General features: G+C 64.1%; 23 protein-coding genes and 1 tRNA gene. 7 read left to right on the forward strand and 17 right to left on the reverse strand.

Annotation, left to right across the window (positions count from 1 at the left end; genetic code table 11):
* Window positions 1–216 precede the first annotated feature (216 nt).
* The 3 genes from ftsR to secA2 all read right to left on the reverse strand — a co-directional run bounded on the left by ftsR (window position 217) and on the right by secA2 (window position 4046).
* Window positions 217–957, reverse strand: a complete 741-nt coding sequence (gene ftsR, locus CGLY_RS09130; protein ID WP_038548794.1) for a transcriptional regulator FtsR — start codon at window positions 955–957, stop codon at window positions 217–219.
* Between the two features lie 71 nt (window positions 958–1028).
* A complete protein-coding gene (odhI, locus tag CGLY_RS09135; RefSeq protein WP_038548799.1) occupies window positions 1029–1463 on the reverse strand; it encodes an oxoglutarate dehydrogenase inhibitor Odhl in 435 nt (144 codons plus the stop codon).
* Window positions 1464–1619: 156 nt separating this feature from the next.
* On the reverse strand, window positions 1620–4046 hold the full coding sequence (secA2, locus tag CGLY_RS09140) for an accessory Sec system translocase SecA2 (protein WP_038548804.1): 2427 nt from the start codon (window positions 4044–4046) through the stop codon (window positions 1620–1622).
* Window positions 4047–4172: 126 nt separating this feature from the next.
* Here secA2 and CGLY_RS09145 point away from each other — a divergent pair, with 126 nt between their 5' ends.
* The 7 genes from CGLY_RS09145 (at window position 4173) to CGLY_RS09175 (ending at window position 8944) form a co-directional block, all read left to right on the forward strand.
* Entirely contained in the window at window positions 4173–5012 is an 840-nt protein-coding gene (locus CGLY_RS09145) for an alpha/beta hydrolase family protein (RefSeq protein ID WP_227590231.1), read from the forward strand.
* Between the two features lie 27 nt (window positions 5013–5039).
* Window positions 5040–5543 (forward strand): ribonuclease E activity regulator RraA, encoded by a 504-nt coding sequence (rraA, locus tag CGLY_RS09150; RefSeq protein WP_038548813.1) that lies wholly within the window; start codon window positions 5040–5042, stop codon window positions 5541–5543.
* Window positions 5544–5645: 102 nt separating this feature from the next.
* Window positions 5646–5719, forward strand: a tRNA-Pro gene (locus CGLY_RS09155).
* A 216-nt stretch (window positions 5720–5935) separates the two neighbouring features.
* Entirely contained in the window at window positions 5936–6121 is a 186-nt protein-coding gene (locus CGLY_RS09160) for a PspC domain-containing protein (protein WP_038548818.1), read from the forward strand.
* A gap of 179 nt (window positions 6122–6300) precedes the next feature.
* Window positions 6301–6948 (forward strand): superoxide dismutase family protein, encoded by a 648-nt coding sequence (locus CGLY_RS09165; protein ID WP_052540840.1) that lies wholly within the window; start codon window positions 6301–6303, stop codon window positions 6946–6948.
* Window positions 6949–7061: 113 nt separating this feature from the next.
* Window positions 7062–8027 (forward strand): ABC transporter substrate-binding protein, encoded by a 966-nt coding sequence (locus tag CGLY_RS09170; protein ID WP_038548827.1) that lies wholly within the window; start codon window positions 7062–7064, stop codon window positions 8025–8027.
* A complete protein-coding gene (locus CGLY_RS09175; protein ID WP_038548831.1) occupies window positions 8027–8944 on the forward strand; it encodes a siderophore-interacting protein in 918 nt (305 codons plus the stop codon). The genes CGLY_RS09170 and CGLY_RS09175 overlap by 1 nt, the downstream gene beginning before the upstream one ends.
* On the opposite strand, the gene CGLY_RS09180 is transcribed toward CGLY_RS09175, so the two are convergent.
* The 14 genes from CGLY_RS09180 to steA all read right to left on the reverse strand — a co-directional run bounded on the left by CGLY_RS09180 (window position 8886) and on the right by steA (window position 25099).
* Window positions 8886–9656, reverse strand: coding sequence for an AraC family transcriptional regulator (locus CGLY_RS09180; RefSeq protein ID WP_158407382.1), 771 nt, complete (start codon window positions 9654–9656; stop codon window positions 8886–8888). The genes CGLY_RS09175 and CGLY_RS09180 overlap by 59 nt on opposite strands.
* Complete coding sequence (locus CGLY_RS09185) at window positions 9632–11425, reverse strand: ABC transporter ATP-binding protein (protein WP_038548841.1); 1794 nt, start codon at window positions 11423–11425, stop codon at window positions 9632–9634. The genes CGLY_RS09180 and CGLY_RS09185 overlap by 25 nt, the downstream gene beginning before the upstream one ends.
* Window positions 11422–13128 (reverse strand): ABC transporter transmembrane domain-containing protein, encoded by a 1707-nt coding sequence (locus CGLY_RS09190; protein WP_038548846.1) that lies wholly within the window; start codon window positions 13126–13128, stop codon window positions 11422–11424. Before CGLY_RS09190 ends, CGLY_RS09185 begins: the two co-directional genes overlap by 4 nt.
* 60 nt (window positions 13129–13188) lie before the next feature.
* Entirely contained in the window at window positions 13189–13845 is a 657-nt protein-coding gene (locus CGLY_RS09195) for a DUF4395 domain-containing protein (protein WP_081803856.1), read from the reverse strand.
* Window positions 13846–13932: 87 nt separating this feature from the next.
* Window positions 13933–16263 (reverse strand): bifunctional cytidylate kinase/GTPase Der, encoded by a 2331-nt coding sequence (gene der / locus CGLY_RS09200; RefSeq protein WP_407080788.1) that lies wholly within the window; start codon window positions 16261–16263, stop codon window positions 13933–13935.
* A gap of 20 nt (window positions 16264–16283) precedes the next feature.
* On the reverse strand, window positions 16284–17198 hold the full coding sequence (locus CGLY_RS09205) for a pseudouridine synthase (protein WP_038552280.1): 915 nt from the start codon (window positions 17196–17198) through the stop codon (window positions 16284–16286).
* A 74-nt stretch (window positions 17199–17272) separates the two neighbouring features.
* Window positions 17273–17839, reverse strand: a complete 567-nt coding sequence (scpB, locus tag CGLY_RS09210) for an SMC-Scp complex subunit ScpB (RefSeq protein WP_038548856.1) — start codon at window positions 17837–17839, stop codon at window positions 17273–17275.
* A gap of 16 nt (window positions 17840–17855) precedes the next feature.
* Window positions 17856–18689, reverse strand: coding sequence for a segregation and condensation protein A (locus CGLY_RS09215; RefSeq protein WP_081803857.1), 834 nt, complete (start codon window positions 18687–18689; stop codon window positions 17856–17858).
* 2 nt (window positions 18690–18691) lie between these two features.
* The gene (locus CGLY_RS09220; RefSeq protein WP_038548862.1) at window positions 18692–19558 is read right to left on the reverse strand and encodes a ParA family protein; all 867 of its coding nucleotides are present in this window, start codon (window positions 19556–19558) and stop codon (window positions 18692–18694) included.
* 102 nt (window positions 19559–19660) lie between these two features.
* Window positions 19661–20617 (reverse strand): site-specific tyrosine recombinase XerD, encoded by a 957-nt coding sequence (locus CGLY_RS09225; protein ID WP_052539969.1) that lies wholly within the window; start codon window positions 20615–20617, stop codon window positions 19661–19663.
* Complete coding sequence (locus CGLY_RS09230; protein ID WP_038548867.1) at window positions 20607–21266, reverse strand: NUDIX domain-containing protein; 660 nt, start codon at window positions 21264–21266, stop codon at window positions 20607–20609. Before CGLY_RS09230 ends, CGLY_RS09225 begins: the two co-directional genes overlap by 11 nt.
* Window positions 21267–21282: 16 nt before the next feature.
* Window positions 21283–22944, reverse strand: a complete 1662-nt coding sequence (locus tag CGLY_RS09235) for a CTP synthase (RefSeq protein ID WP_038548872.1) — start codon at window positions 22942–22944, stop codon at window positions 21283–21285.
* 62 nt (window positions 22945–23006) lie between these two features.
* Window positions 23007–23921 carry a copper transporter gene (locus CGLY_RS09240; protein WP_038548876.1) on the reverse strand — a complete coding sequence of 305 codons (915 nt, stop codon included), beginning with the start codon at window positions 23919–23921 and terminating at the stop codon, window positions 23007–23009.
* Window positions 23921–25099, reverse strand: a complete 1179-nt coding sequence (gene steA, locus CGLY_RS09245; protein ID WP_038548878.1) for a putative cytokinetic ring protein SteA — start codon at window positions 25097–25099, stop codon at window positions 23921–23923. Before steA ends, CGLY_RS09240 begins: the two co-directional genes overlap by 1 nt.
* Window positions 25100–25137 lie beyond the last annotated feature (38 nt).

Consider the following 25137-nt stretch of genomic DNA (forward strand, 5'->3'; position numbering starts at 1 on the left):
CCGTAGAGTCAACCTGTAACCGCGAACGATCACGGGGAACACGGCCTTGTCCCTGACCCTCAACTTGAGGTTGAGGGTAATGCTAACACGCTGGATGAGACGACAGGGATGTAACAACACGCGTGTCGTTCAGAAAAGAATCAGAAAAGACAGGACCCCGACCGGTGACGGGTGGTCGGGGTTACAGAGGGCTCACACAGGTCCGGAGACAATGCCTCAACGCGGCAGCTTTCCCTTGATCAATGCAGCGTGCAGTGACACAACCAGTGCACTGACCTCCCGGCTGAGCTCAGCGGAACGCTCACGGGCATTCTCGTCCCGACCGTGGGCCACAGGACCGGCAACCTGGTTCACCAGGTCCGCCTGTCGCTGCGCCTGCGTCGCCAGCGTCTTGAGATGACGGTTGTCGATCCCGTGCTCCCCCATCTTCGCCGCGATGCGGACAATGTCGACGTCGTCGACAGAGAAGAACCCGGCGGCGTCCGGAGTGATCAAGGAGATCTTCACCAGTGAGGCGATGAATGAATCCTCGACTCCGGCGCGGGACGCCACATCTGCACGGGTCAGTCGACGGACGGTGGCCTGTCGGAACTGCTCGGGGGTGACGGTGCCCGCAACTGACCGTCGTGCATCGACCGGGGTCACCTTGCCCGAGTCCATGGCCTCAAGCTGTTCCTTGATCACCTTCAGCGGCAGGAAACTGTCGCGCTGATTGGCAAGGATGTAGCGCAGTCGCGAGATGTCCTCAGGCGAGAAGCGCCGGTACCCCGACTTGCTACGCTGCGGAGTGACGAGCCCCTCTGCCTCAAGGAAGCGAATCTTCGATACCGATACATCGGGGAAGTCAGCCTGAAGCTGCTTGAGAACGTCCCCGATGGATGACGTGGGCAGGACCCGCCCGGTCGCGGGTCGTGACTCAGGCTGGGGCTGCCCTGCTGCGGCGGCATTCGCTGACACGGTACTCCTCACATCGGATGCGGGTCCGGTGACATGGTCTTGACAGAGGCGATACTACAGGAGGGCGAACCTCAGGCGTCCTTCGTGCCATTGAGGAAGACGAGACGGAACTTACCGATTTGAATCTCGTCCCCGTTGCTGAGCACAGCGGAGTTCTTCGGCTCCCGGTTCACGTAGGTGCCATTGAGGCTTCCTACGTCCACTACCTCGTACTCGTCGCCGTTGCGACGGAACTCTGCGTGGCGACGCGAGACGGTCACGTCGTCAAGGAAGATGTCACTGTCGGGATGGCGGCCGGCCGCAGTCGTGTCCTGGTCGAGCAGGAACCGTGAGCCGGCGTTCGGACCACGCTTGACCACGAGGAGCGCAGAACCCGACGGGAGACCCTCCACACCAGCAGGTGCGGACTCGGACTGCGCACCGGTCTCCATCTCCTTGAGGAGGTCAGCACGGAAGACCGAGGTCGTCTCGACCGATGCTTCCGGGATCCCGGTGTTGTCGCTCATGTTTCAGTTCCTCCTGGAATCTGTTGCAGTGTGACCATGGGCCCCGACCGCAAGTCGCGGCAGGAGCCGATGAGGAAAGCGGACATGACGTCCGCAAGCCGTTTCCACCATACTACCCGGAGGCCCTGAGGGTCGGTGGAAAGCCTCGCCGAAACGTCAGCGGAACATCGCGGCGATCGACCCGACGACGCTGCCGCCGGAGCTCGACAACGGGTTGTCGTTGACCATGTAGGTCCAGGTGGCACTGGGCTTGTGTAGGCCCTGACCAGCCAGATCCACCCCGTCAGAGGTGATGTCGACCTCGCTGAAGGTCTCGCGTGCCTTGGCCACCGCACGCTCGGCGAGCTCACCGAACGCAGCGATGGACATCCGGTGGAACTCGTCGATCGGACTCTCCCGTGCGATGGCCCGCAGGTGAATCGACTCACGGATGTCGTCGAGATACGCCAGATGCTCGCTCCACTCGTAGTCCAGGTGGTACAACATGATCTCGCGGGCCGCCTGCTCGAGAACCTCCTGGGAGATGCCTTCGGCCTGCAGCCGCCCCGCCTTCTCCACGTCGTGGTAGCTAAGGTCCTGCCAGGCGGTGTCCGTGTCGAGCACCTTGCTCCGGCGGGCGTCCACGATCTCGCGCTGGTCGTTGATGAGCTTGTTGTACTTCCAGGTGGTGGCGTGGATATCCAGCATCTGCCCCTCAGCGACCCGCTGACAGTGGTCGATGAACTGGAGGACCTTGCGCTGCTCCAGGCGCCCGTCCTCTCCAGGCTCCGCCCGGAGCTGCTCACCGGCACCGCCGGTGTTGACCACATCGTCCTCCAACGAGACGAAGAACACAGAAGAACCCGGATCGCCCTGACGCCCGGCGCGACCCCGCAACTGGTTGTCCAGCCGTTGCGACCGGAAGCGTCCGATTCCGACGACGTGCAGGCCACCGAGCTCGACGACGCGGTCGTGATCCTCCTCGTCACGTCCGCCCAGTCGGATATCCGTTCCGCGGCCGGCCATCTGGGTCGACACGGTGACATGCCCTGCGCGTCCCGCTTCGGCGACGATACCGGCCTCCGCCTCGTGGTTCTTCGCGTTAAGGACGCTGCACTCAACGCCGCGAACGGCCAGCGCCTCGGCAACCCGCTCCGACTCGGCGATGTCCTGCGTCCCGACCAGCACCGGCTGGCCGCTGTCGTGTACCTCCACGATGTGGTCGACGGCGGCGTCGTCCCGCTGTTCCTCAGTGGTGTAGACACGGTCGGCCTCGTCGAACCGTCGGGCCGGAACATTCGGATCAATCACGCTGACCGACAGGTCGTAGAACTGCCTCAGCTGGTCACTGGCGGCAACCGCAGTTCCGGTCATGCCGCACTTGCGGGGATACAGCCCCAGAAGTGCCTGTACGGTGATCTGGTCGAGGATCCGTCCTCCGTCTGTCACCTGGAGGCCTTCCTTGGCCTCCACCGCAGCCTGCAGGCCGTCGGGCCACCGTTGCAATTCCGCAACCCTGCCCCGCGATCCGTCGATAAGTGCGACCTTTCCGTCACGCACGATGTAATGCACGTCGCGAGTCAGCAGGTGCTGCGCGTGCAGCGCCACGTTCACCTGGGACAAGAGTGTGCCCGGGTTCTCGGAATCTAGTGCGTCCGACTCTCCCTCCGCGAGGCCTACCGGAACTGCCGGAGCCGCTGCCTCCGCTGCGTCCACTGCGTCCGACGTATCGGCAGAGCCGGCGGACCCTGAAGAATCCAGGGAACCGTAGAGCGAATCGATCTCCAGCCCCTTCTCCACGAACCGTGCGCCCGAATCCGTGAGGAAGACATTGCGTCGATCCCCGGAGACCGTGAAATGACGGTTCTCCTCCATTCTGCGCACCAGGTCAGTGATCCTGCCCGTCGGCGCAGGGCCCGGCTCCGAACCTGCCAACACCAGGGGCACCAGGGCTTCATCAACCATCACCGAATCCGCCTCATCGATGATCGCCACATCCGCGGCCGTGCGCACGGCATCGACACGGCGGGTGATCAACTGGTCGCGCAGGACGTCGAAGCCCATTTCGTTGACAGCACCGAAAACCACGTCACGGGCGTAGATCTCACGCCGCTCATCTGCCCCGTACTCCTCGGCGATGGCTCCGTGGGTCAGTCCGAAGAAATCGAGCAGTGGGCCCATCCACTGGTCATCGCGACCGGCCAGGAAAGAGTTGACGGTGATCAGGTGCACCCTGCGACCCTGAAGCCCGTAGCCGACCGCCGTCATCGCACCGGTCAACGTCTTACCCTCGCCGGTGGCCATCTCGACCACGTCGCCGACCAACATGCGCAACGTCCCCTGCAACTGCACATCGAACGGACGCATACCGATGGTTCGCTCGGCCGCCTCCCTCACCGTCGCCAACAGCAACGGCGCATCGTCGATCGCCGGGGCTTCACCGGCGGTCACGCAGGAACGGGCAATGTCGACCACCTCCTCGTCCGAGGCGTGAGCGAGCCGGTCGACGGCTTTGGCCGCCTCAGACACGATGGTCTTCGACTTCTTCTGGTTCGCCGTCGCTGACGAACCCATGGCCTTCCAGAACCAGCCGAATCCGGCCATCCTCGCCTCCGCAAACTTCGTGAATAGGGGTCGTGATCCACACGCTTCCGTAGCAAGGATAGTCGCCACCGGGCCCGTCGGACACCGGCACGTCTCACCTCGGGGCCGCCGACTACCCTGGCGTGGGTGACTTCCCGAAGTGTGACCTCCGTCGACGTCGAATTCCACGGTGGTGAGGTGAATGGCCGGACTGGGCCGGTGATCACCGGAACAGTCGACCTTCCCGGCGATGCCCGGGAACTCTCACCTGATGAGTTCCGTGCGTCTGGTGTACCCGTCGCCATCTTCGTTCATTGCTTTACATGTAACCGGAAGGTCCCCGCAGCGTTCCGCGTCTCAAAGGCTCTTGCCCGGGCCGGCATTGCGTGTCTACGCTTCGACTTCCCCGGCCTCGGCGAATCACAGGGCGATTTCGCAGAGACCACCTTCTCCAGCAACGTCGCCGATCTGCGGGCAGCAGCAGCCTGGCTGGAGGAGCGGCTCGCAGCACCCTCCCTGCTCGTCGGGCACTCTCTCGGTGGTGCTGTCGCACTCCGTGCCGCGCGACATATTCCGACTCTGGAAGCGGTCGCGACCATCGGAGCACCGTTCCGCCCGGCATCCGCCGCCCGCTCACTGCAGGACTCCTGCGCCGACATCCGTCCCGGTGAGGTCCGCACCGTGCACCTTGCCGAACGCGACATACCGATCTCGCACTCGTTCCTCAGTAATCTCGCCGATGTTTCAGAGACTAACGAGATCGCCGACGACATCGCAGCAGTCAGAGCGCCGCTGCTGGTGCTGCACTCCCCGACCGACCAGACGGTGCCGGTCTCCGAGGCCACCCGGATCGTCGAGGCTGCCGGTTGGCCCAAGAACATGATGAGTCTCGACGACACTGACCACCTGCTCACATGGCGGGGTTCCGCCCAACGCGCCGGGCAGATGATCGCGACGTGGGCAGAACCGCACATCCGTCACTCGTGACAGCGCACCACGCTAGGCTGACTGACCATGAGCAACGACATCACCTTCATCCCTACCGCCGATCTTGTCGACATCATCGGCCAGGAAGTACGGAGCTGTGACACACAGTTCCGCGATCTCGGCGGACACACCTATTTCTGCGGGCCGATCACCACCGTGCGCTGCTTCCAGGACAACGGCCTGGTCAAGAAAATCCTCCAGGAGGACAACCCCGGCGGAGTCCTCGTCGTCGACGGGGACGCGTCTGTCCACACCGCCCTGATGGGCGACATGATCGCAGAGTTCGGTGTCGACCACGGTTGGGCAGGGGTGATCATCAACGGGGCAATCCGGGATTCCGCCGCTGTTGGCGGCATGGAGTTCGGCTGCAAGGCACTCGGCACCAACCCCCGCAAGTCCGCCAAGGACGGCGTCGGTGAGCGGGACACGACCGTGAGCTTCGGCGGTGTCAACTTTGTTCCCGGCCACATCGCCTACGCCGACGCAGACGGGATTGTCGTGACCGAGGCACCTGTGTCCCCCTCCTCGTAGCCCCGGAGCCGACATTCTCCGTTCGCAAACCACCGCCGAGCAGGCGATTGGCGAACATGAATATCGGTGTTGTAATCTATGCGAGGTCCAGCGATGGACCGACGGACTGTGGCGCAGTTTGGCAGCGCACTACACTGGGGGTGTAGGGGTCGCAGGTTCAAATCCTGTCAGTCCGACGTTCAACCCATCCCTCCGGGGGTGGGTTTTTCGTGCGTCACGACCCGATAGAGGCGAGATTCGTATTACTCAGATGTCGGGGCTGAGGACGACTCCCCGTAATACCTGTCTGCAGACAGAACGCCTCATGGATATTGCCTCTGGTGTGTGGAATGCCGGCAGCGGTTTTCTGGACATTCATCAACGTCGCGGGGTCCGCCGCGTAGCCTGGGGGCATGTCCAGACTTGAACGCTCCCCCAACCACCGAGTCATTGCAGGCGTCTGCGGCGGTATCGCCGACTGGCTCAGCTGGTCACCGAATACCGTCCGGCTCCTGTTCATCCTGTCCTTCGTCTTCCCCGGTCCGCAGGCGATCTTCTACTTCGTTGCCTGGATAGTGATGCCCAGTCCCTCGCGGTAGGCGCGATCGGACTCCGGCGGCCAGCCGTCTAATGCAGCAGGATTCGGTACCCTCGGGGAGAACACCACAATCGTTCCCTATATGTTCGAGAGGACGCCGTGTTCACCATCAGTTCCGATTCACCTGCAGCAGACACCACCACACCACCCACACGAGCAGGAAAACACCGCCGGAGTGTCATCGCCCTCGGCGCGGCAAGTCTCCTCGTCCTCTCCGCCTGCACCACCAACAGCGACGACGATTCATCGACTGACACTGCCGCCGCAACCGGTACGGACGCATCGGAGTCAGCTGGCTCCGAAGGCACCGATGCCATCGCTACTGCCGCGGTCGCGAACGCTGACGGCGACGAGGTGGGGACCGTGGAGATCTCCGCACCGGGCGGAGACGACGCCGGTACCACCGAATTGTCCGTCTCGTTCTCCGGGCTGGAACCAGGGATGTACGGCATGCACGTGCACGCCGTCGGAGTCTGTGAACCTGACAGCACCGCCCCGGACGATGATTCTGACGATCCCGAAACCGGCGACTTCCTCTCCGCCGGCGGACACCTGGGTGCAGACGGCCACGACCACCCCGATCATGGGGGCGATCTGCCTGCACTCCTCGTCAATGAGAACGGGGAAGGACGCATGACCGTCACCACCGATCGGATCGAGGATTCTGATCTCCTCGACGACGACGGTTCAGCTCTCATCGTCCATGAAGACCCCGACAACTACGGCAACATACCCGAGCGGTACGCACCTGACGGCCCGGACGAGGACACACTCTCCACTGGTGACGCGGGCGGTCGCCAGGCCTGTGGCGTCTTCGAGGCCGCCTGACCCCTGGCCCTGTCCCTGCACGCGACGTCGGCGGCGAATATGTCAGCTCCGTGTCTGACCATGACACCTGAGCGCGCTGACGACAAAGGTGAGGCATTGCTAACGTCCTCACCATGTTGCCCAAGAGAATTACCAGCCTCATCTTCGCTGTCGGCCTCGCCTGTCCCCTGCTCGTGGCATGTGGCTCCGACACCCCCGACACCACCGGCGAAAACGGGGAGCTCAGGACCGTCAACACCCTCCGCGGCGAAATCGACGTACCGGTCGACCCACAGAACGTCGTTGCCGTCGACTGGCAGCTCCCTCCCGTACTCGTCGACCTCGGGATCACCCCGGTCGGAATCTATGGGGGCTACTACGAGGAGGATGCCGCAGCGGCCCGTGCCGTCCCCCACCGTTACGTCGAAGAACTGGCGGATGCCACACGGATCGGAAACTGGGACGCCGTCGACGTCGAGAAGATCAGCACCCTGGAACCCGACCTCATCGTCACCACCGGAGTCGGCCTGGACGATGCACAGATCGACAAGCTCGCGGACATCGCCCCGCTGGCGCACTTCAGCAGTGACGACGACATGGAGTCCCAGCGGCAGCTTGCCGATATCGTGAACCGTTCCGAGGAATTCTCCGATCTGCGAGACGACTTCGACGGCAAGGCCGCGGAGATCGCCGAACGGCACCGCCGTGTCCTCGCCGACAGCCGGTGGGTATCCGTCAGCGGCAGCCAGGAGAACACCTGGTTCGCCGAAGGCGGCCAGACCGCGACCGGCAGTCTGCTCAACGCCGTAGGCGCCGGCTTCAGCGACGTCGTCGACCCGGAAGGCTGGTGGGGAGACCCGCTTTCGATGGAGAACCTCGAGAACCTCGGCGACGCTACGGTGATCCTCTACCCGGCTGATTCGATCGGCGATGCCGCGGAGAACACCCGCCCACTTCTCGATAATTCCCGGTTCCGGTCACTGCCGGCAGTGACCAAGGGCAACCTCTTCGGCTTCACACAGGGTGGCGCGTCCAACATCGGGTGGGCAATCGACGCACTCGATGAGATCGACGACATTCTGTCCAGGGTGAACACCTGATGACCGGACGCCACCGACGCTCCCGGGTCAAGGACAAACAGTGGATCACCCCGCACATCGTGCGGATCACCATCGACTGCGGAACCGACTACCGGCACACCGGCACCGACAGTCACGTCGCCCTCTACTTCTACCCTCCCGAAGCGCGAGTGCCGTCGGAATTCGCCGCCGCCAACCTCAGTGCTCTGCACACCTTCGCCTCGCCGCAGGTACGCCGTTACACGGTGCAGCGGTACGACTCGTCTCACGGCACCGTGGATCTCGACTTCGTCGTCCACGAGCCCGCCGGCCTCGCCTCAGCCTGGGCCCGCGACGCGGTCATCGGCGCCGAGTTGCTGTGGTGGGGCCCCACTGAAGCCTGGCACCTCCCCGAACAGGCCCAGACGCTGATCCTGATAGCTGATGAAACTGGTCTCCCCGCGGTCGCATCCATCCTTCGCGAGCTGGCTGAGGGGATAAAAGCCTATGTCATCGCGCTGGTCGACGACCGTTCCGACGAGTCGTACCTGACTCCCTCCTTGTCTGTGACCGGCGCCGGGACTCGTGTCACCTGGATCCGCCGCGGTCCCGCGTCAGGAGAACCCCCGGCCGAGTTTCTCCGCACCCTCGACGGCCTTGCCGATCTGCTCTCCGGTGAACCTGCAGACACGATTGCACTGTGGTCCGGAACCGAATTCGCCGAAGCCGGAGCGGTTCGTCGCGCACTACTGGGCTCAGGAGGGCAGCTGGACAAGGCAAACACCAACGTCACTTCCTACTGGATCCACGGCCAGGCCCAGGATGCTCGTCCGGATGCCCGCAACAGGCGTCGCAACCTGGACAACCGTGCACGATATCCAGACGAGGCTACGGTTCACATCAACCCTCAAAGTAGTTCGCCGGTGTCGTGCCAAAGTGCCGACGAAACGCACTGGTGAACCCGTTGGTACTCGAGTACCCCATCCTCGCCGCCACGGATGACACTGGAACACGATCGGCAAGCAACGCCAGGGACCGGCACAACCGCACCTGGGTTCGCCAGGCGGAGAACGTCAGTCCCGTGTCGGAGAGGAATGCCCGTTGAATCGTGCGTTCGCTGGCGTGCAGCTGTCGCGCCCAGTCGTCCAGCGCATGCGTCGCGCCGGGTGCCTCCAGCACGGCCGATGCGACGGCGCGTGCCCGTGGGTCATTCGGCATCGGGAGATCCACTCCTGCAGCATCAGCCGGGGTCAGCACACTGAGCAGTGTGGCGCGGGCATGCCTGGCGGCAGCGTCTTCGAGGTCTTCCCGGGCAAGGTGTCGCAGCAGTTCCCGAGCCAGCGGGCTCATGCTCAACACGGTCAGCCCCTCCCACCCGGTCTCACACTCCTCCTCCCAGAGATAGGCGCAGAAGAGTTCGGTGCCGTCACTGGTCCGGATGTCATGCACCTCTTCAGCGGGGATCCACAGCGCCTGTGACGGAGCCAGTATCCACCGTCTCTCCGCTACGATGACTGCAATCTGACCCCGGTCCGCCCACACCAGCTGCGCCTTGAGGTGGCTATGCGGTTCGAAGACCAGCTCGCCCTCGACAGCAAAGTTCTCCACCCATATGCACTCTCCGTCGCGAAGTCCATACTCCGACATCAGTGGGCCTCTCTTCCGGTCCATGCCTCCCATAGTCCGGCGTACATGCCACGAGAGGAGAGGAGTTCTTCGTGCGGCCCGTCCTCAACGACGCGACCGTTTTCCATCACCATGATCCGGTCCGCCAGTCGGGCCTGGGACAACCGATGAGCGATGACCAGCGCGCCGCGCCCCTTGATGACGACGGCACAGGCATCCTCGAGCTCCCGCGAGTTGCTGGACCCCGCTTCGGCGGTGGCTTCGTCGAGAATCACGTAAGACGGGTTGAGAAGGTGTAGCCGCACTAGTGCGAGGTGTTGTTGCTGGTGCGCGCTGAGCTGGTGTCCGTCGTCACCGACGTAGGTGTCGACACCATCTGGCAAGTCGTGGATCCACTGCGCCCCCATCTCACAGATTGCCTCATCGACGCTGGTACGTGACGTCTTCCCAGGTGTGCCCAGCGTGATGTTCTGAAGGAGAGTTCCGGCGAAGACGTGGGTGTGTTGGGACGTCATACAAACCGTCGGCCGTAGTTCTGCAGGTACCAGTGTGCTGAGGTCGTCGCCGTCCAGGACAGCCCGACCGTGTTGGACGGGCAGGACGCCGGCGAGCAGCCGGGCCGCCGTGGTTTTCCCGGCACCGGTACTGCCCACGAGCGCCACCGATTCCCCTGGCGCGACCGTGAGATCGACGTCGGTCAGTACCTGTCGGGTTCCGTCGAATGAATGCCGGGCCCCCTGAAGACTGAGTCCGGAGGCAACTACGGAGCCGGCCACCCGCACTCCCGGACGGTTCATCCGGGCTGTGGCGCGTAGTGGAGTCTGCGTCACCCCTGCCAGGCGCCGGAGCGCGATGCCGGCCTCCTGGACGGTGTCGAAGGTCTGGAAGACTGTGGCTACCGGGTCGAAGAGACGGTGGTAGAGCAGAGCTGCAGCCGTGACTGCGCCGACGGTCGTCCACCCCGCGTCGACGATGACGAATCCGACCGCAAGGATGGTGGCCGTGGCGACGAACTCAGCACGGTTGTTGCGGGCGAAAAAACGGGTGAGCATGCGCCACACCCTGTTCTCCACCTGCCGCGACTTATCCGACGCCGCTTCCAGCCGTCGGTTCTCCTCACTGCTCCACCCCTGCACGACGAGAGTTTCACGACCATTGGCCGCATCGAGGAATTCGGAGGTACGTCGTCCGAGAATCTCCCGTTCCTCCCGGTAGAGCGGGCCGCTACGGGGCAGATACCACCGCAACGCCATGACGTACATGGGGATGCCCACCAGTCCTGCGAACCCGAGTGCCCAGTGCAGACCGAACAACCCCGGAAGCGATATCAGCAGAAGGGTCCCGGCCGACAACACGGTGGGCAGGATGTCGGAGACGGCCGTGGAGATCAGTCGGGAGTCATCGCTGACCCGGGACACAAGTTCACCCGGTCCCACCTCCTCAAGCACACCTGCGTCCAGTGAGAGAGCATGTTGGACGACCTCCTCACGAAGTTCACTGACCGTAGGTTCGGCAATCTGTGCGAACAGAATGCGACCGAGCCAGACCAATGCCGCGTTGAGGACGATAGACAGCGTCATCACCCCCAGAGGGAAGCCGACGGCGGTGATGTCGGCAGCCGGTGCCGACAGTCGGTCGACCATCCGTCCGACCATCAGTGGAGGAAGGGCTGCACAACCGCTGGCGCCGAGCGCGACAAGTAACGCGATGACGATCATCCACCGGCGGGTACGCAGACGTTCCCACAAAAAACACCAGGCGGTCCGGCCGTCGGCGGTGGGCAGGGTCACGGGGGTGGCGTTCTTTCCGGTCATCGGGACACGACCTTTCCGTAGCCAGCGTCGCCGCTGAGTCCATGGTGCGTCCCCACCGTCACGGTCGTTTCATCGCGGACGAAGATGACGTCGTCGGCGGCAGCGAGGAGGTTTGGGGAATTGGAGATGATCACCATGGTGCCCTGGTCACCGACAATCCGCAGAGCCCGGAGCCCGGCAGCGATGCGAGCTTCGGTCACCGAATCAACAGCTGTCGTCGGATCCGTGAGTATCCGGGTGAGCGGGCCGCCTGCCAGCGCGCGTGCCAGTGCGATGCGCTGACACTGGCCACCAGAAAGGTTGCGGCCACCGCCGTCGACCTTATGATCTAGCCCCTCATCGAAGAAATCGACCAACTCGTCGACGCCGCTCGCCCGGAGAACGGTCTGCGGAACAACCCCGTCGTCGCTGCCCGTGATGTTCCGTCGCACCGTACCTTCGAACAGGTGGGCCTCGTGCGGGGCGGCGCGCAGCACTGTGGGGAGCAGGTCGGGATCCATTGACTCAGTCTCTACGCCGTCGACCAGGAGCCGGCCGGCACCTACAGCATCCTGGATTCGTCGGCGGATATCCGGGTCGGCGCAGGCGATCACAGTCAGCCGCCCAGCTGTGCAGTCAAGGGGATCACAATCCTCCGGAAGGATGGTGAGCGCCGCGTCGGCACGGGCAAGGTCGGTACCGGAGTATCTGATGCCGATAGGGCCGTGACCGTCCACGAACTCCGCAAGCCGCGCTGCTGAGGCGGCAGAGACAGTGTAGGTCTCGACGACTCCCACTATGGTCCCCAGCGGCGTGGCCAGGAACGAGGTGACCCCCAGTACACCGACCATCGCGCCCACCGTCATCGAACCGTCTACCACTCGGTAGGCGCTCAGAATCGCTGCACTGACCAGGACCAGACCTGTGATCAGGATGTGTGCACCAGCGATACGTCCCGATGCCCCTGCCGAAGCAATGCCTGCGGTCGTAACGGCACTGCTGCGTTCGGTGTACCAACCTGCCGCGGCCCGCTCTCCGCCGATCCCCCGGAGGACCTCGACTCCACGCAGGATGTCGGCGGCCGACGCACCTGCGGCGGCGATCCCCTGCTGTTGCCCGTGCGTGGTCGACGAAAGTTTCGGCCGCAACCATCGCAACGCGAAAAGCGACAGCGGGGACAACAGAATGACAGCGGATCCCACCCAGAGGTCCACCCACAGGAGATACCCGACCGAGACCGCCACTCCCAGAAGTGCAGAGCCACCCATGGCGATCTGCATGATGACATTACTGGCGTTATCGCTGTCTGCCGCCGAGAGTGCGGCGATCTCCCCTGGCAGACGCCGGCTGGTGCCGGGACGGTCGGGCTGCAGCGCCGTGGCGGTAATTCTGCCACGTAGCAGGTGCTTCTGACGGTTCATGGCGTAGGCACCGACCCGGGAACCCCACATGAATCCGAAGCTCAGCAGGGAGAAACAGGCCGCGAGGACGAGCAGCCACAGGATCAGCGCAGACAGGTCCGACGGCCCGATCGCCTCGTCCACTGCGGCGCCGATCACCGCCGGTACCAATGCCTCCCCCACTGACCAGCAGGTCAGCAACGCGGCAGCACCCAGGATCGGCCCTTTCTCCTCCCTAATCACCGAACGCAGAACCGTTGTGCCGGCCCGTTTATCAGTCTCCAGGGGCTGGTCGTGTCGCCTCTGTTGGGTGTCATTATCCACAGCGACATCCTACGTCACAGAATGTCGCGGTAGAACCTCCTTGACGGAGGTGACCACACCTCACGTGGGTGTCGACGGGGATCCAGACGTGGAGTGTGCGGGCCGGACCGCGCAGTCGGAGCGTATGTCGCCGGGAATCACTCTCCACTGCTGCAGACGGCCGAAGAGCAGGCACCCCAGACAGACACCCATGAATCCCTCCAGCGACGCCGCTACGATGAGCAGAATCAGGACGATGTCCGACGCCCCTGTGAGGTCCGCCGCCCGCAGTCCCAATGCTGCCCCCGAAAACACCAGGCCGATCATCTGGGCGAACCGCTTCGGTGCTCCTCCGACAAGAACCGGCTCCCCGAACACCCACTGTGCCAGCCACCTGACCGACAACTGTCCGAACGGGTCGAAACGGGGGCCGGCAAGAACCCGTAAAATGAAGCCGCCGAACAGCAACGTTGCCGTCACCATCGCCGGTACGGCCAACCCCATCCATGAGAGCACCACCGTGACCGCAGCCAGGGCGACCACCAGCATCGCCGTGGTCCGCGCAGCCCGGTCATTCACCACAGGCGGAAACCACCACAAGGCGCTGGGCCCGGTCGGCGGAACCGTCGACGGTCCCGGTCTGGCCTTCCCCGCGATAAACGCAGGATGCTCCCTTCCCAGTTCCGCGATCCGTTCGCTGAACCGGCCTGGTGGTGTACCTGCTGCATTGTCGCTCATAACTCCGCGAAGTTACTCCCGCAGTCTGCTGAACACCACGGTTCCGTTCACCCTGCAACAGGCCTGGAGAGAAGCACCCAGACCCGCTTACTTCTTGCGGCCCCGCTTCTCCCTCACCCGTACGGCGATACGGACCGGCGAGCCTTCGAAGCCGAAGGACTCACGCAGACGACGTTCCAGGAAGCGTCGGTAGCCGTGCTCCAGGAAACCGGTGGTGAACAGCACGATCACCGGCGGCTCCGATGAAGCTTGGGTTGCGAACAGTACGCGGGGCAGTCGTCCACCACGCATCGGCGGTGGGGTTTGCGCGATCACCGCCCGCAGCCAGGTGTTCAACTGACCGGTCGGGATGCGCAGATCCCAGCTCTCCAGTGCCTCGATCATCGCCGGCTCCAGCTTCTGCAGTGCCCGGCCAGTCTTGGCGGAGATGTTCACCCGGCGTGCCCACGGCACGTGGGCCAACTGCTGGTCGATCTCACGCTCGAGCTCGTCACGCCGTTCTTCATCGACCATGTCCCACTTGTTGTAGGCAACGACCAGCGCCCGGCCCGAATCCAGGATCATGCGCAGTACCCGCTGATCCTGCTCCGCGATCGGTTCGGATGCGTCGACGAGGAAGATCGCCACCTCTGAGGAGTCGATTGCCGCCCGGGTCCGCAGGGAAGCGTAGAACTCATGGCCGCGTGCAGTCTTGGTCTTCTTCCGGATACCCGCCGTGTCGACGAAGCGCCAGCTGCGCTCATTGAGTTCGACCACGGAATCCACGGGGTCGACGGTCGTTCCGGCGACGTTGTCCACCACGGACCGCTCTTCACCGGTGATCTTGTTCAGCAGGGAGGACTTGCCGACGTTGGGACGCCCGACCAGCGCCACGCGGCGTGGGCCGGAGATCACCGATGTCTGCCGAGGAGTCTCCGGGAAATTCGCCAGAACTTCGTCAAGGACATCAGCTGCGCCACGACCGTGCTGGGCGGACACCGGGAACGGGTTCCCCAAACCGAGCGACCAGAATTCCGCCATGTCACCGTACTGGGAATCGGAGTCGAATTTGTTCGACACCAGCACCACAGGAATCTCGGAACGCTGCAGTCTGCGGGCGATGAGCTCGTCTGTGGACGTAATGCCGACCTTGGTGTCGACGACGAAGACGATGACGTCCGCAGTGGCCATCGCAGTCTCCGCCTGCCGGGCGATGGCCCCGTGGATTCCCTTGGCATCCGGATCCCACCCACCGGTGTCCTGGACCCAGTAGCGACGACCGTTCCAGTCACCAAGGTAGGAGATACGGTCACGGGTAACGCCGGGGAAATCCTCGACAACGGCCTCGCGACGGCCGATGAAGCGGTTGACCAGCGTCGACTTTCCGACATTCGGACGTCCCACGACGGCGACGGTGCACAGGGCCTCCTGTTCTGCACGGTCATCGCCGAGAACTCCGAAGGCCTCCTCCACCGCATCCCAGTCGGTGTCATCCGCATCCGCGCTCAACAGGTCGAAGTCGGCGAACTCGGAGTCGTCGACGACGTCGCCGAAGTCGCTCTCGTCGTACTCCTCGAAGAAGTCTTCCTCCGACTCCGGACCGTCGTCGATCGCGGAGTCGTCAGTGGCCTCGGCACCGTCGAGCGTCTCGCCTTCATTCGTCCGGAAAACCAGGGTCTCTCCGCCCGCGGTACCGTTGTCGGCATCCTCCAGCTGCGCCGGACGGGCTGCGGATTCCGCCGCCAAGCGGGTCAGCTCGGCAAGGACCTGCTCGACGTCCAGGTCGCCGGTGTCGAGTACCGTCGCGTCCTCCGCAGGACGCAGCGGTGACACGGCACGGGACGAATCGGCGGCGTCGCGGCGCTCGACGTCCGCCAATACCGCGTCGAAGTCGGCATCCCGTCCCGCAGCCACATCCTGAACGTAGCGGCGACGGGCGCGGACCTCGGCGCTGGCGGTCATGAACACCTTGCACGGCACCTCGGGGAATACGACGGTACCGATGTCACGCCCTTCGACGACGCACCGTCCCGCGCGCAGGGCCAGTGACCGCTGCAGTGCCACCAGGTTTTCCCGGACCTCCGGAATCGCGGACACCGCGGAGACATGGGCGGTAACCTCCGGACCCCGAATCTCTGCGGACACGTCCTCTCCGTCGAGCAGGACCTCCGTCGACGCCGGATCCTCGTTGACGAGCAACGGAAGGTCAGCGGTGGCCGCCACCACTGCCTCGGTGTTGTCCGGGTCAATTCCGGCACGCAGGACATGCAGGGTCGCGACCCGGTACATTGCGCCGGTGTCGAGGTACGTCGCGTCCGCGGCACGGGCGAGAAGGCGGCTGACCGTGGACTTTCCGGTGCCGGAGGGCCCGTCCACAGCGACGATGAAGCCGCCGCCGGCAATGTTGTCGACCCCGCTGAGGTCGGTCACGTCAGTCACGTCGTTCCTTTCGTTGGTCATCAGAGCTGCACCGCGTTGTAGAGACTGGTCAGCTCGGAACGATTCAAGGCACGCAAGGTACCGGGCTTCTGCTCGCCGAGCTGCACCGTGTGAACCTTGGTCCGAACAAGAGCCTGGACGGGGAAGCCGGCTTCCTTGAGCATGCGGCGCACAATGTGCTTGCGGCCTTCGTGGATCTCCAGCTTGATCAGGGACTTCCCCTGCCAGACATCGATGATCTGCACATAGTCCGCACGGGCGATACCGTCGTCCAGGTCGATGCCATTCTTGAGCTGGTGGATCAACCGTCGGTCCGCCTCACCGAGCACTGTGGCCAGGTAAGTCTTCGACACCTCGTAGCGCGGGTGCATCAGACGGTTGGCGAGTTCACCGTCATTGGTGACCAGGAGCAGTCCTTCGGTGGCGGCGTCGAGCCGACCGACATGGAAGAGTCGCTGTCCTGCGGCGACACGTTCGCCGACGAGGTCGCCGATACACGGTCGACCCATGTCATCGCTCATCGTGGACTGGAATCCACGCGGCTTGTTCAGCGCGTAGGTCACGAGATTCTCATCGACGATGACCCGGGTACCGTCGACACGGATCACGTCCTGGTCAGGGTCGACGCGGATCCCCTGCTGAGTCACGGTCTGACCGTTGACGTCGACACGCCCGGCCTCGATGAGCTTCTCGCTCATCCGCCGGGACGCCACACCTGCGGCGGCGAGTACTTTCTGCAGTCGCACGGACTTGTCGCCCTGGCCACTGTCTTTCTTACCGCCCTTGGACGGTTGTCCGGAGGCGCCGGACTCCGGAGGTTTACGGTCGGGCACATGTTGGCGACGTGCAGGTCGTGCATTGGACACGTACAGGTCGGCAGGGGTCTTACCTGGATCCTGTTCCGGTGTGCCGTCTCGGCGAGCGGGGGTGTTCACGAAGGTCCTCATCAATCAGTCGAGGGTGTTCAGTTATGTCAGTTGACCAGTGTAACCGCTCTGCCGGACAACAGTTAGTCGGTCTGGTCCGCGGCGTCGATACTGTCGACGTCGGGCAACAGTGGCGCCAGATTCGGCAACGCCTCCAGAGAGTCGATGCCGAGTTGTTCGAGAAAAAGATCGGTGGTGGCGTACAGGTGAGCCCCGCCGACGTCACCGGTCACCCCGACCTCGGCAATCAGTCCGCGTAAGGTGAGCGTGCGCATAACGCCGTCACAGTTCACTCCACGCACACCTGCCACCTGGGACCTGGTGACCGGTTGCCGGTAGGCCACGACGGCCAGGGTCTCCAGGGCGGCGCGCGACAACCGCTGCTGTGTACCGTCGAGAATCTTCGCTTCGACGGTGGCCGAGTTCTCACGCCGGGTATACAGCCGCCACAGCCCACCCCGTTCGCGCAGTTCGAAACCCATACCACGGTCTGAGAACTCGGTGGCGATCTCTACGAGCACCTCGGCGACCTGCGTCTCCGACGTCTCCAGCACCCGAGCGAAATCCGCGGGTGAGGTTGCTTCGTCGGCCACCAGGAGAAGAGACTCCAGGCGGCTCCGTAGGATACTGACCGGTTCCACCGCGTCCATCCTCCCTGTGTTGTTTTCAGTCCCAGTTACTTGCGGCGACCACAGCCGGGTCAACGTCGAGGCCGGTCCATGCCACGGTCATATCTTCCAGAGGGACAGGTTGTTCTATTCCCACGGCGCGGGCCTTGTAGAGCTCCAATAATGCCAGGAAACGCCCCACGACTTTCATCGACACGTCGCAGTCGGAGATCAGTGTGCTGAAACTGACCCAGGTCTCGGCGCCAGCGACGCGTAACGTCGACAGAATGTGCCCCGCCTGCTCCGGAACAGACACCTGTTGGGCATGCAGATGTGTCGTCGACACCTCAGAGGGTGTGGGGCGAAAGACAGCGGCCGCGCGTTCAGCAAACTGGTCGGCGGTCATTCCAAGTTCCACCGGCGGCATCAGTGCGGTGAACTGCTCCTCCGGGGACAGCTGGACCGGATAGCTGCGGTCCGCGTCCCGCTGCCATTCGGCGAAGAGCCCCGCCACGGACTTGTAGGCCCGGTACTGCAGCAGGCGGGCGAACAGGAGGTCGCGGGACTCCAGCAAGGCAAGGTCCTCCTCGTTCTCCACTTCTCCCCGAGGAACGAGACGTGCCGCTTTGAGGTCCAGCAGCGTCGCCGCGACGACGAGGAACTCGGTCACCTCGTCAAGGTCGTCGACACTGCCGGTGAGGGTGCGGGTGTAGGAAATGAACTCATCCGTCACGGTCGCCAGCGCGACCTCGGTGACATCCATCTTGTGCGAATGGATCAGCTGCAGCAGGAGATCGAAGGGGCCGTCGAAATTGGCCAGGGCGACCCGGAACCCGGTGAGTTCAGGTTGCTCGACCGACGCCGGAGCGACCTCGTCCACGGCAGTGGTCACGGTCAGGTCCTCTCGACGACCTCGGCCGCGAGGTCAAGATACTGCTTGGCCCCGTCAGAACTTGGCGCCCACGAGGTGATCGGCTCACCTGCCACCGAGGTCTCCGGGAACCGGACGGTGCGGGTGATCACGGTGTCGAAGACCTTGTCACCGAATACCTCGACCACCCGTTCCATCACTTCGCGGGAATGGTTGGTGCGCCGGTCGAACATCGTCACCAGGATACCGGTGACCTCCAGTCGGAAATTCAGACGGTCGCGCACCTTCTCGACGGTGTCGGTGAGCAACGCCAGCCCCCGCAGGGAGAAGTACTCGCACTCCATGGGGATGATCACACTGTCGGCACAGCTCAACGCGTTGACGGTGAGCAGACCGAGGGACGGCTGACAGTCGACGATGACATAGTCGTAGTCGTTCATCACCGGGTGGATCGCACGGGCCAACGCCTGCTCCCGGCCGACTTCGTTGACGAGCTGGATCTCTGCAGCCGAGAGGTCGATGTTGGCGGGGACGACGTCGAGCCCTTCGACAGGACTGTGGTGGAGCGCCTCATGGATCGTCGACGAGTTGTCGACGAGCAGGTTGTAGATCGTCACATCGAGTTGCTCGTGGTCTATACCGAGCCCGGCGGACAGTGCACCCTGGGGATCCAGGTCCACAAGGAGGACCCGACGGCCGTAGGAGGCCAGGGCGGCTCCCATGTTGATGGTCGAGGTCGTCTTACCGACGCCACCCTTCTGGTTGCACATCGCGATCACCGTCGCCGGACCGTGCCGGTCGAGCGCGGCGGGACGGGGGATCTCACGCAGCGGGCGGCCGGTGAGGCCCAGCTGGGGCTTGTCGAACAGGCCTTCCGATGAACGAGCCATCTCCGTCAAGCTCCCTTCCTTGATTGATTGGCGTGCTTCCCCGGTTCTCCCGGAGACAGTGCGTGACGCCACTGCGATGAACAAATCACATGGTTCAGATTATCACGCACGGGGGTGTGACTCCGCCCAGGTTTCCCGAAGGAGGTCGGGCGTGACTTTCGTGTAGATCTGCGTGGTAGACACGCTGGAGTGGCCGAGCAGTTCCTGGACGACACGGACGTCGGCGCCACCGGTGAGGAGGTGGGTGGCAAAACTGTGCCGCAGGCTGTGGGGTGAGATTTCTCCGATCCCGGCACGTTCGGCGGCGGATGACACGATCTTGTAGCCGGCCTGCCGGGACAACCGGCCTCCCCGCGACGTGAGCAGTAAGGCTGCAGCGTCCGTTCCGTGGCGACTGCGCTGAGCCAGTGCCGGTCGTGACCTCGTGAGGTAGGCGTCGAGCGCATCCAACGCCGGGGCGCCGACAGGCAAGATACGTTCCTTGCCTCCTTTACCCCGCACCCGGAGCAGACCACTGTTTCGGTCAATGTCATCCCGGTCAAGGTCAGTGGCTTCACTGATCCGGGCACCCGTGGAATACAGCAGTTCCACCAGCGCGCGGTCACGCAGCTCCAGCGCTCCAGCTCCTTCACCGGACGGACAGGCCTCGATGAGACGCAGGACCTCGTCGGTGGTCAATGCTTTCGGCAGGTCTCGCCGCCCCGGCGACAAGGGGACCTCGGCAACGACATCGGGCAGATCGTACTCCGTGGCGCTGAATTTGTGGAGACCGCGGACCGCGCTGAGAACCCGGGCGACCGAGGACTGGGCCAGGGGGCGTCCGCCGGTCACCGGGCATCCGCGACGCAGGTCGATGATGAAGCGTTCGACGTCCGCGGTCTCCACGGTGGTCATGTCCCGTCCCTCCCCGGACAGCCATGTCAGGTAACGCTCGATGTCCCTGGCATAGTTGCTCAGCGTATTGGCGCTGCGACCCCGCTCGGCACGAAGGTGGCGCATCCACGCTCGGGCACGGCGCCGATCGGCCTCCGGAATCTCCGCGGGCCCGTCACCGGACATGCTTCATGTCCGTCCCCGATAGACGGCCCGCCGCGCGCCGCGCCGCAAGACCGGACCGGTAGGAGAACGGTTCGGAGATATCCCGGCGTGTTCCGGCATTGAGGTGGAGCAGACCTGCCACCGCCGTCGCATTCTCGATACGGCCGTCCCTGACCCACGCCACCGCCTCGTCGACCGGGAGCCAGCGGTTGGTCATATCCGCTTCTTCACCGACCGCCTTCTCCCCCGTCCCCGGGTCTTCCGAGGTGGCGGGCCGGACGTTCTCAGCAAGGAAAATGCGGCACATCTCCTCGCTGACCCCCGGTGACGAACACACATCGCCGAGCAAATGCCACTGATCGGCTGCCAGGCCTGTCTCTTCAGCCAGTTCGCGCCGCGCCGCGTCGAGGGGCGTCTCGCCCGTCACATCGAGCAGGCCGGCGGGCAGTTCCCAGAGGTAGCGGTCCACAGGGCGCCGGTACTGTCGGACGAGCATCACCTCGGGACTTCCGCCCTGTGCCGACGCACGGACGGCCACGATCGCCACCGCGCTGAAGTGCTCGACGACTTCGCGCACTGCCTCGCCCGTCGCCGTGGTTATCCGGTCGCGGCGGACCGCCAGGACCGGCGCATCCACCAGGAGTTCACTGGACAGTGTGCGGTACTCCACGGCGGCCTGCTCTCCCCTACTTGCCCTGGCGTTGTACTGCCGCACGGATCAGTCCGCTGAACAACGGATGCGGGCGCGTCGGACGCGACTTGTACTCCGGGTGAGCCTGGGTGGCCACCAGGTAGGGATGCACCGACACCGGGTACTCGACGAACTCGACGAGGGTTCCGTCCGGTGACGTCCCCGAAAAAACAAGGTCGGAGTTGGCCGCGATGTCGTCCCGGTAGGCGTTGTTGACCTCGTAACGGTGACGGTGCCGTTCCGACACCTCGGTCTCGCCGTATGCATCAGCGACCACACTGCCCTCGGACAGGACAGCCGGGTACGCGCCCAAACGCATGGTGCCGCCGAGATCGGCTTCTCCGGACACCGCCGCCTTCTGCTCCGCCATCGTCGAGATGACCGGCGACGGGGTGTTCTCGTCGAATTCGGTGGACGATGCATCGGAAATCCCGGCGTGCCGTGCTGCTTCGATCACCGTGCACTGCAGGCCCAGGCAAATGCCGAGCATGGGGATGAGGTTCTCGCGGCAGTGGGTCACCGCGCCGATCTTGCCCTCGATACCGCGGATACCGAAACCGCCAGGAACAACGACGGCGTCGACACCGCTGAGTGCTGTGGCCGCACCCTCCGGGGTGGCACAGTCATCAGCGGCGACCCACCGCACCTTCGCTTTGACCTGTTCACCGAATGCACCCGCCCGAATAGCCTCGGCGACAGACAGGTAGGCGTCGGGCAGATCAATGTACTTGCCCACCAGTCCCACGGTGACTTCCCCCGTCGGGGCATGAACACGGTCGAGCAGCCCGCCCCAGACTGTCCAGTCCACGTCACGGAACGGAAGATTGAGCTTACGAATCAGGAACGAATCCAGGTGCTCTCGGTAGAGCACGCGCGGGATGTCGTAGATCGAGGCGGCATCAGCGCAGGAGACCACGCCTTCTTCGTCGACGTCGGTCATCATCGCGATCTTCGACTTCAGCCCCTCAGGCACCTCACGGTCGCACCGCAGCACGATGGCGTCCGGGATTATACCGATACTGCGCAGTTCAGCCACCGAATGCTGGGTGGGTTTGGTCTTCAGTTCACCCGACGGAGCCAGGTACGGCACCAGTGAGACGTGGATGAAGAAGATGTTCTCACGCCCCACCTCATGACGAACCTGGCGTGCCGCCTCGAGGAAAGGCTGCGACTCGATGTCTCCGACAGTGCCACCGATCTCAGAGATGACCACATCAGGCTTGACCCCGTTGGCGTCCGGCAGTGCCTGTGCCAGGATGCGGGACTTGATCTCATCGGTGATGTGCGGGATGACCTGGACAGTCTTCCCCAGGAACTCACCTCGTCGTTCCTTGGCGATGACGGTGGAGTACACCTTGCCGGTGGTGACGTTGGCGTTCTGGGTGAGGTTGCGGTCCAGGAAGCGCTCGTAGTGACCGAGATCAAGGTCGGTCTCGGCACCGTCGTCGGTGACGAAAACCTCGCCGTGCTCGAACGGGTTCATGGTGCCAGGATCAACGTTGAGGTACGGATCCAGCTTCTGCATGGTGACCGTCAGCCCCCGTGCAACGAGCAGCTGGCCCAGGCTGGCGGCAGTCAGCCCCTTGCCGAGCGACGAGACGACGCCGCCGGTGACGAAAATAAACTTGGTGTGCTGCTCGCTACGGCCCTGAGACACATCGACTCCCGTGGTTGGAACTGTTAAAACCTACGGGGCTTCAGTCTAACAGACGTCGGTAGCTACTCCACTGTCGGCGCGGCGGCATTCGACGCAGAACCGTAGGCGCCCGCGTCGCCGTCGAGCTGTTCCGCAACCGCGCGGACGACGGTGATACGTCCGGCGACGGTGGTCACGTTGTCCACGGTGCTGACATTCTCAGTGGCGTCCGCGTCACCTCTGACGAGGCCCACGGCACCGTCGCGCTCCGCAGAGCCATGCTCACCGGCGAGCACGACGCCACCCGTCGTGGCATCCAGGGCAGAGACCAGATCAGCAACAAATCGGGTGGAGTAGTTCCCGTCGCCGTCGCCGTCGGATGCTCCTCCGGTCACGACCACAACTGCGTCCGCCGGAGACAGGTCATCCTGACCGTCGGCGAAGAAGCCGGCATTGCCCAGTGCTCCGAGCACCACCGCCCGGTCGGAGGCGCTGGCGGCACCACGACCACCACTCAGCGACTGACCGAGCAGTTCACCGACATGGTAACCAGGGTCGAGCCGGTCTTCAGACAAGGAGGCTCCGGTCGGCAAGCTTCCAGCCGCAAGTGACTTGAGCTCATCACCGGAATCCGGCGAGGTGAACGACGGATCGAACCGTAAGGTCCCGGCGTCTTCACCACCTGCATCGCCGATCAGCGCGCGCACCGCGTTCACCGCCTCGTCATCCGCGTCAGAGGTGGCCATGACCAGCACGGAACGGTCCGCCAGATCATCGCCCACGGCATCGGTCGCCAACTCGGAGAGTACGGCATCTGATGCCTCCCCCTCGGCGGTCTCCAGGTCGGCGCGGTCGGTTTCCGCCGTGAGACGGGACTGAGCCTCCGAATCCACGGCAGTGGGTCCACCTTCCACATTCGGCGCCAGAACATAGAAGCCCAGTGCGGTACCGACAGCGATGCCGAGGGAGACAACCCCGGTCGTCTTACCCGCCCCCATCAGAACAGGTCCTGGAATCGGAGAGCAATGTTGTTCCAGGTGTCGACCAGGTTGTCCGCAAAGCTGCCCGAACCGCTGAATCCGGCGATCAGGACGATCACCACGACGGCCAACAGCACGCCGACCAGGGCCCACCACCATCCGCCCCCGCTACGGGAGACCCGGTAGAGTTCCGCGACGGCCGTGGAATCGACCAGGCGCCCACCGACCCGTAGGCGGGAGAGCATTGCAGAGGGCGTGTCCGGTGACTGTGCCGTGTCGAAGATACGGTCCAGGTCCAGGATCGGCCCGAGGTTCACCACCATCGACGCACCCTTGTAGTCGGCCAGCAGGAGTGCCAGATCAGTGGAGTCGGACGTGGCAGCCGGGAACGTCATCGCGCCGACACCCAGGTCCTGGATGCGTTCCAGACCAGCCGCGTGACCGTCCGGCTCTGCAGGCAGGACGATGGTGGCACCGGAGTTCAGCGCGTCATTGCTGATCACCTCGGGGTCACCGACGATCACGCGGGGACGGTAGCCGTGTTTCAATACCGTGTCCGCGGCACCGTCCACGGCAATGATGACCGGCTCATACTCCCGGATGAAGTAGCGCAACGACTTGATCTTGTCGTCGATGGCAGGATCCGGACTGACCACCAGGACCTTGCGGTCGTCCATGTCCACGCCGACCTCGGGAATCCCGAGTCCGTCGATGAACAACGGAGCTTCCGTACGAACAAACTCGGCGGTGTTCCCGGTAAACGCCTCCATATGGTCGGCCAAGGTTTCACGTGCCTCGTCGAACCTGGTGACAGCGGTGTCCTCGTCGAGGACCACGCCCTTGCCGATGGAGCGGTCACCGTAGAATATCTTGCCCTCGTGCAGGCGCCCCTTCCGCCCGTTCTTCAACCGCTCCGTCAGCGTCGGATCCGCGTTGTCGATCAGGACGATGCCAGCGTCCAGCATCATCTGCGGCCCGAAGTTCGGGACGTTACCGGTGGAGAATGTCGCCGTGTTGACCACGGCAGCCACCTTGGCGTCGATGAACTTCTGGGCGAGCGCACGGCCGATGTCCGGCTGGTCGATGACGACGATATCGCCCTCGGACAAGCGACCGGTGCCGTTCGTCCCGGTGCAGTCCCGGGTGTGGCCGTGGATGCCGGGGGTGTCAGTACGGGAGAAGATCATGGAGACCATTGTGGCGGTTGGTCCCGCCGGGACGAGGTAGGCGCGCC

This window comes from Corynebacterium glyciniphilum AJ 3170 (assembly GCF_000626675.1).
Classification (GTDB): domain Bacteria; phylum Actinomycetota; class Actinomycetes; order Mycobacteriales; family Mycobacteriaceae; genus Corynebacterium; species Corynebacterium glyciniphilum.

What these genes read in the sequence shown, in the direction of transcription:
- steA (WP_038548878.1), bottom strand. Translation starts at nt 25,099, where the DNA reads ATGGTCTCCATGATCTTCTCCCGTACTGACACCCCCGGCATCCACGGC.
- CGLY_RS09170 (WP_038548827.1), top strand. Translation starts at nt 7,062, where the DNA reads ATGTTGCCCAAGAGAATTACCAGCCTCATCTTCGCTGTCGGCCTCGCC.
- CGLY_RS09220 (WP_038548862.1), bottom strand. Translation starts at nt 19,558, where the DNA reads ATGGCTCGTTCATCGGAAGGCCTGTTCGACAAGCCCCAGCTGGGCCTC.
- CGLY_RS09180 (WP_158407382.1), bottom strand. Translation starts at nt 9,656, where the DNA reads ATGGACCGGAAGAGAGGCCCACTGATGTCGGAGTATGGACTTCGCGAC.
- CGLY_RS09225 (WP_052539969.1), bottom strand. Translation starts at nt 20,617, where the DNA reads ATGTCCGGTGACGGGCCCGCGGAGATTCCGGAGGCCGATCGGCGCCGT.
- secA2 (WP_038548804.1), bottom strand. Translation starts at nt 4,046, where the DNA reads ATGGCCGGATTCGGCTGGTTCTGGAAGGCCATGGGTTCGTCAGCGACG.
- CGLY_RS09175 (WP_038548831.1), top strand. Translation starts at nt 8,027, where the DNA reads ATGACCGGACGCCACCGACGCTCCCGGGTCAAGGACAAACAGTGGATC.
- rraA (WP_038548813.1), top strand. Translation starts at nt 5,040, where the DNA reads ATGAGCAACGACATCACCTTCATCCCTACCGCCGATCTTGTCGACATC.
- scpB (WP_038548856.1), bottom strand. Translation starts at nt 17,839, where the DNA reads ATGGACGCGGTGGAACCGGTCAGTATCCTACGGAGCCGCCTGGAGTCT.
- CGLY_RS09160 (WP_038548818.1), top strand. Translation starts at nt 5,936, where the DNA reads ATGTCCAGACTTGAACGCTCCCCCAACCACCGAGTCATTGCAGGCGTC.
- CGLY_RS09195 (WP_081803856.1), bottom strand. Translation starts at nt 13,845, where the DNA reads ATGAGCGACAATGCAGCAGGTACACCACCAGGCCGGTTCAGCGAACGG.
- CGLY_RS09240 (WP_038548876.1), bottom strand. Translation starts at nt 23,921, where the DNA reads ATGGGGGCGGGTAAGACGACCGGGGTTGTCTCCCTCGGCATCGCTGTC.
- CGLY_RS09185 (WP_038548841.1), bottom strand. Translation starts at nt 11,425, where the DNA reads ATGACCGGAAAGAACGCCACCCCCGTGACCCTGCCCACCGCCGACGGC.
- odhI (WP_038548799.1), bottom strand. Translation starts at nt 1,463, where the DNA reads ATGAGCGACAACACCGGGATCCCGGAAGCATCGGTCGAGACGACCTCG.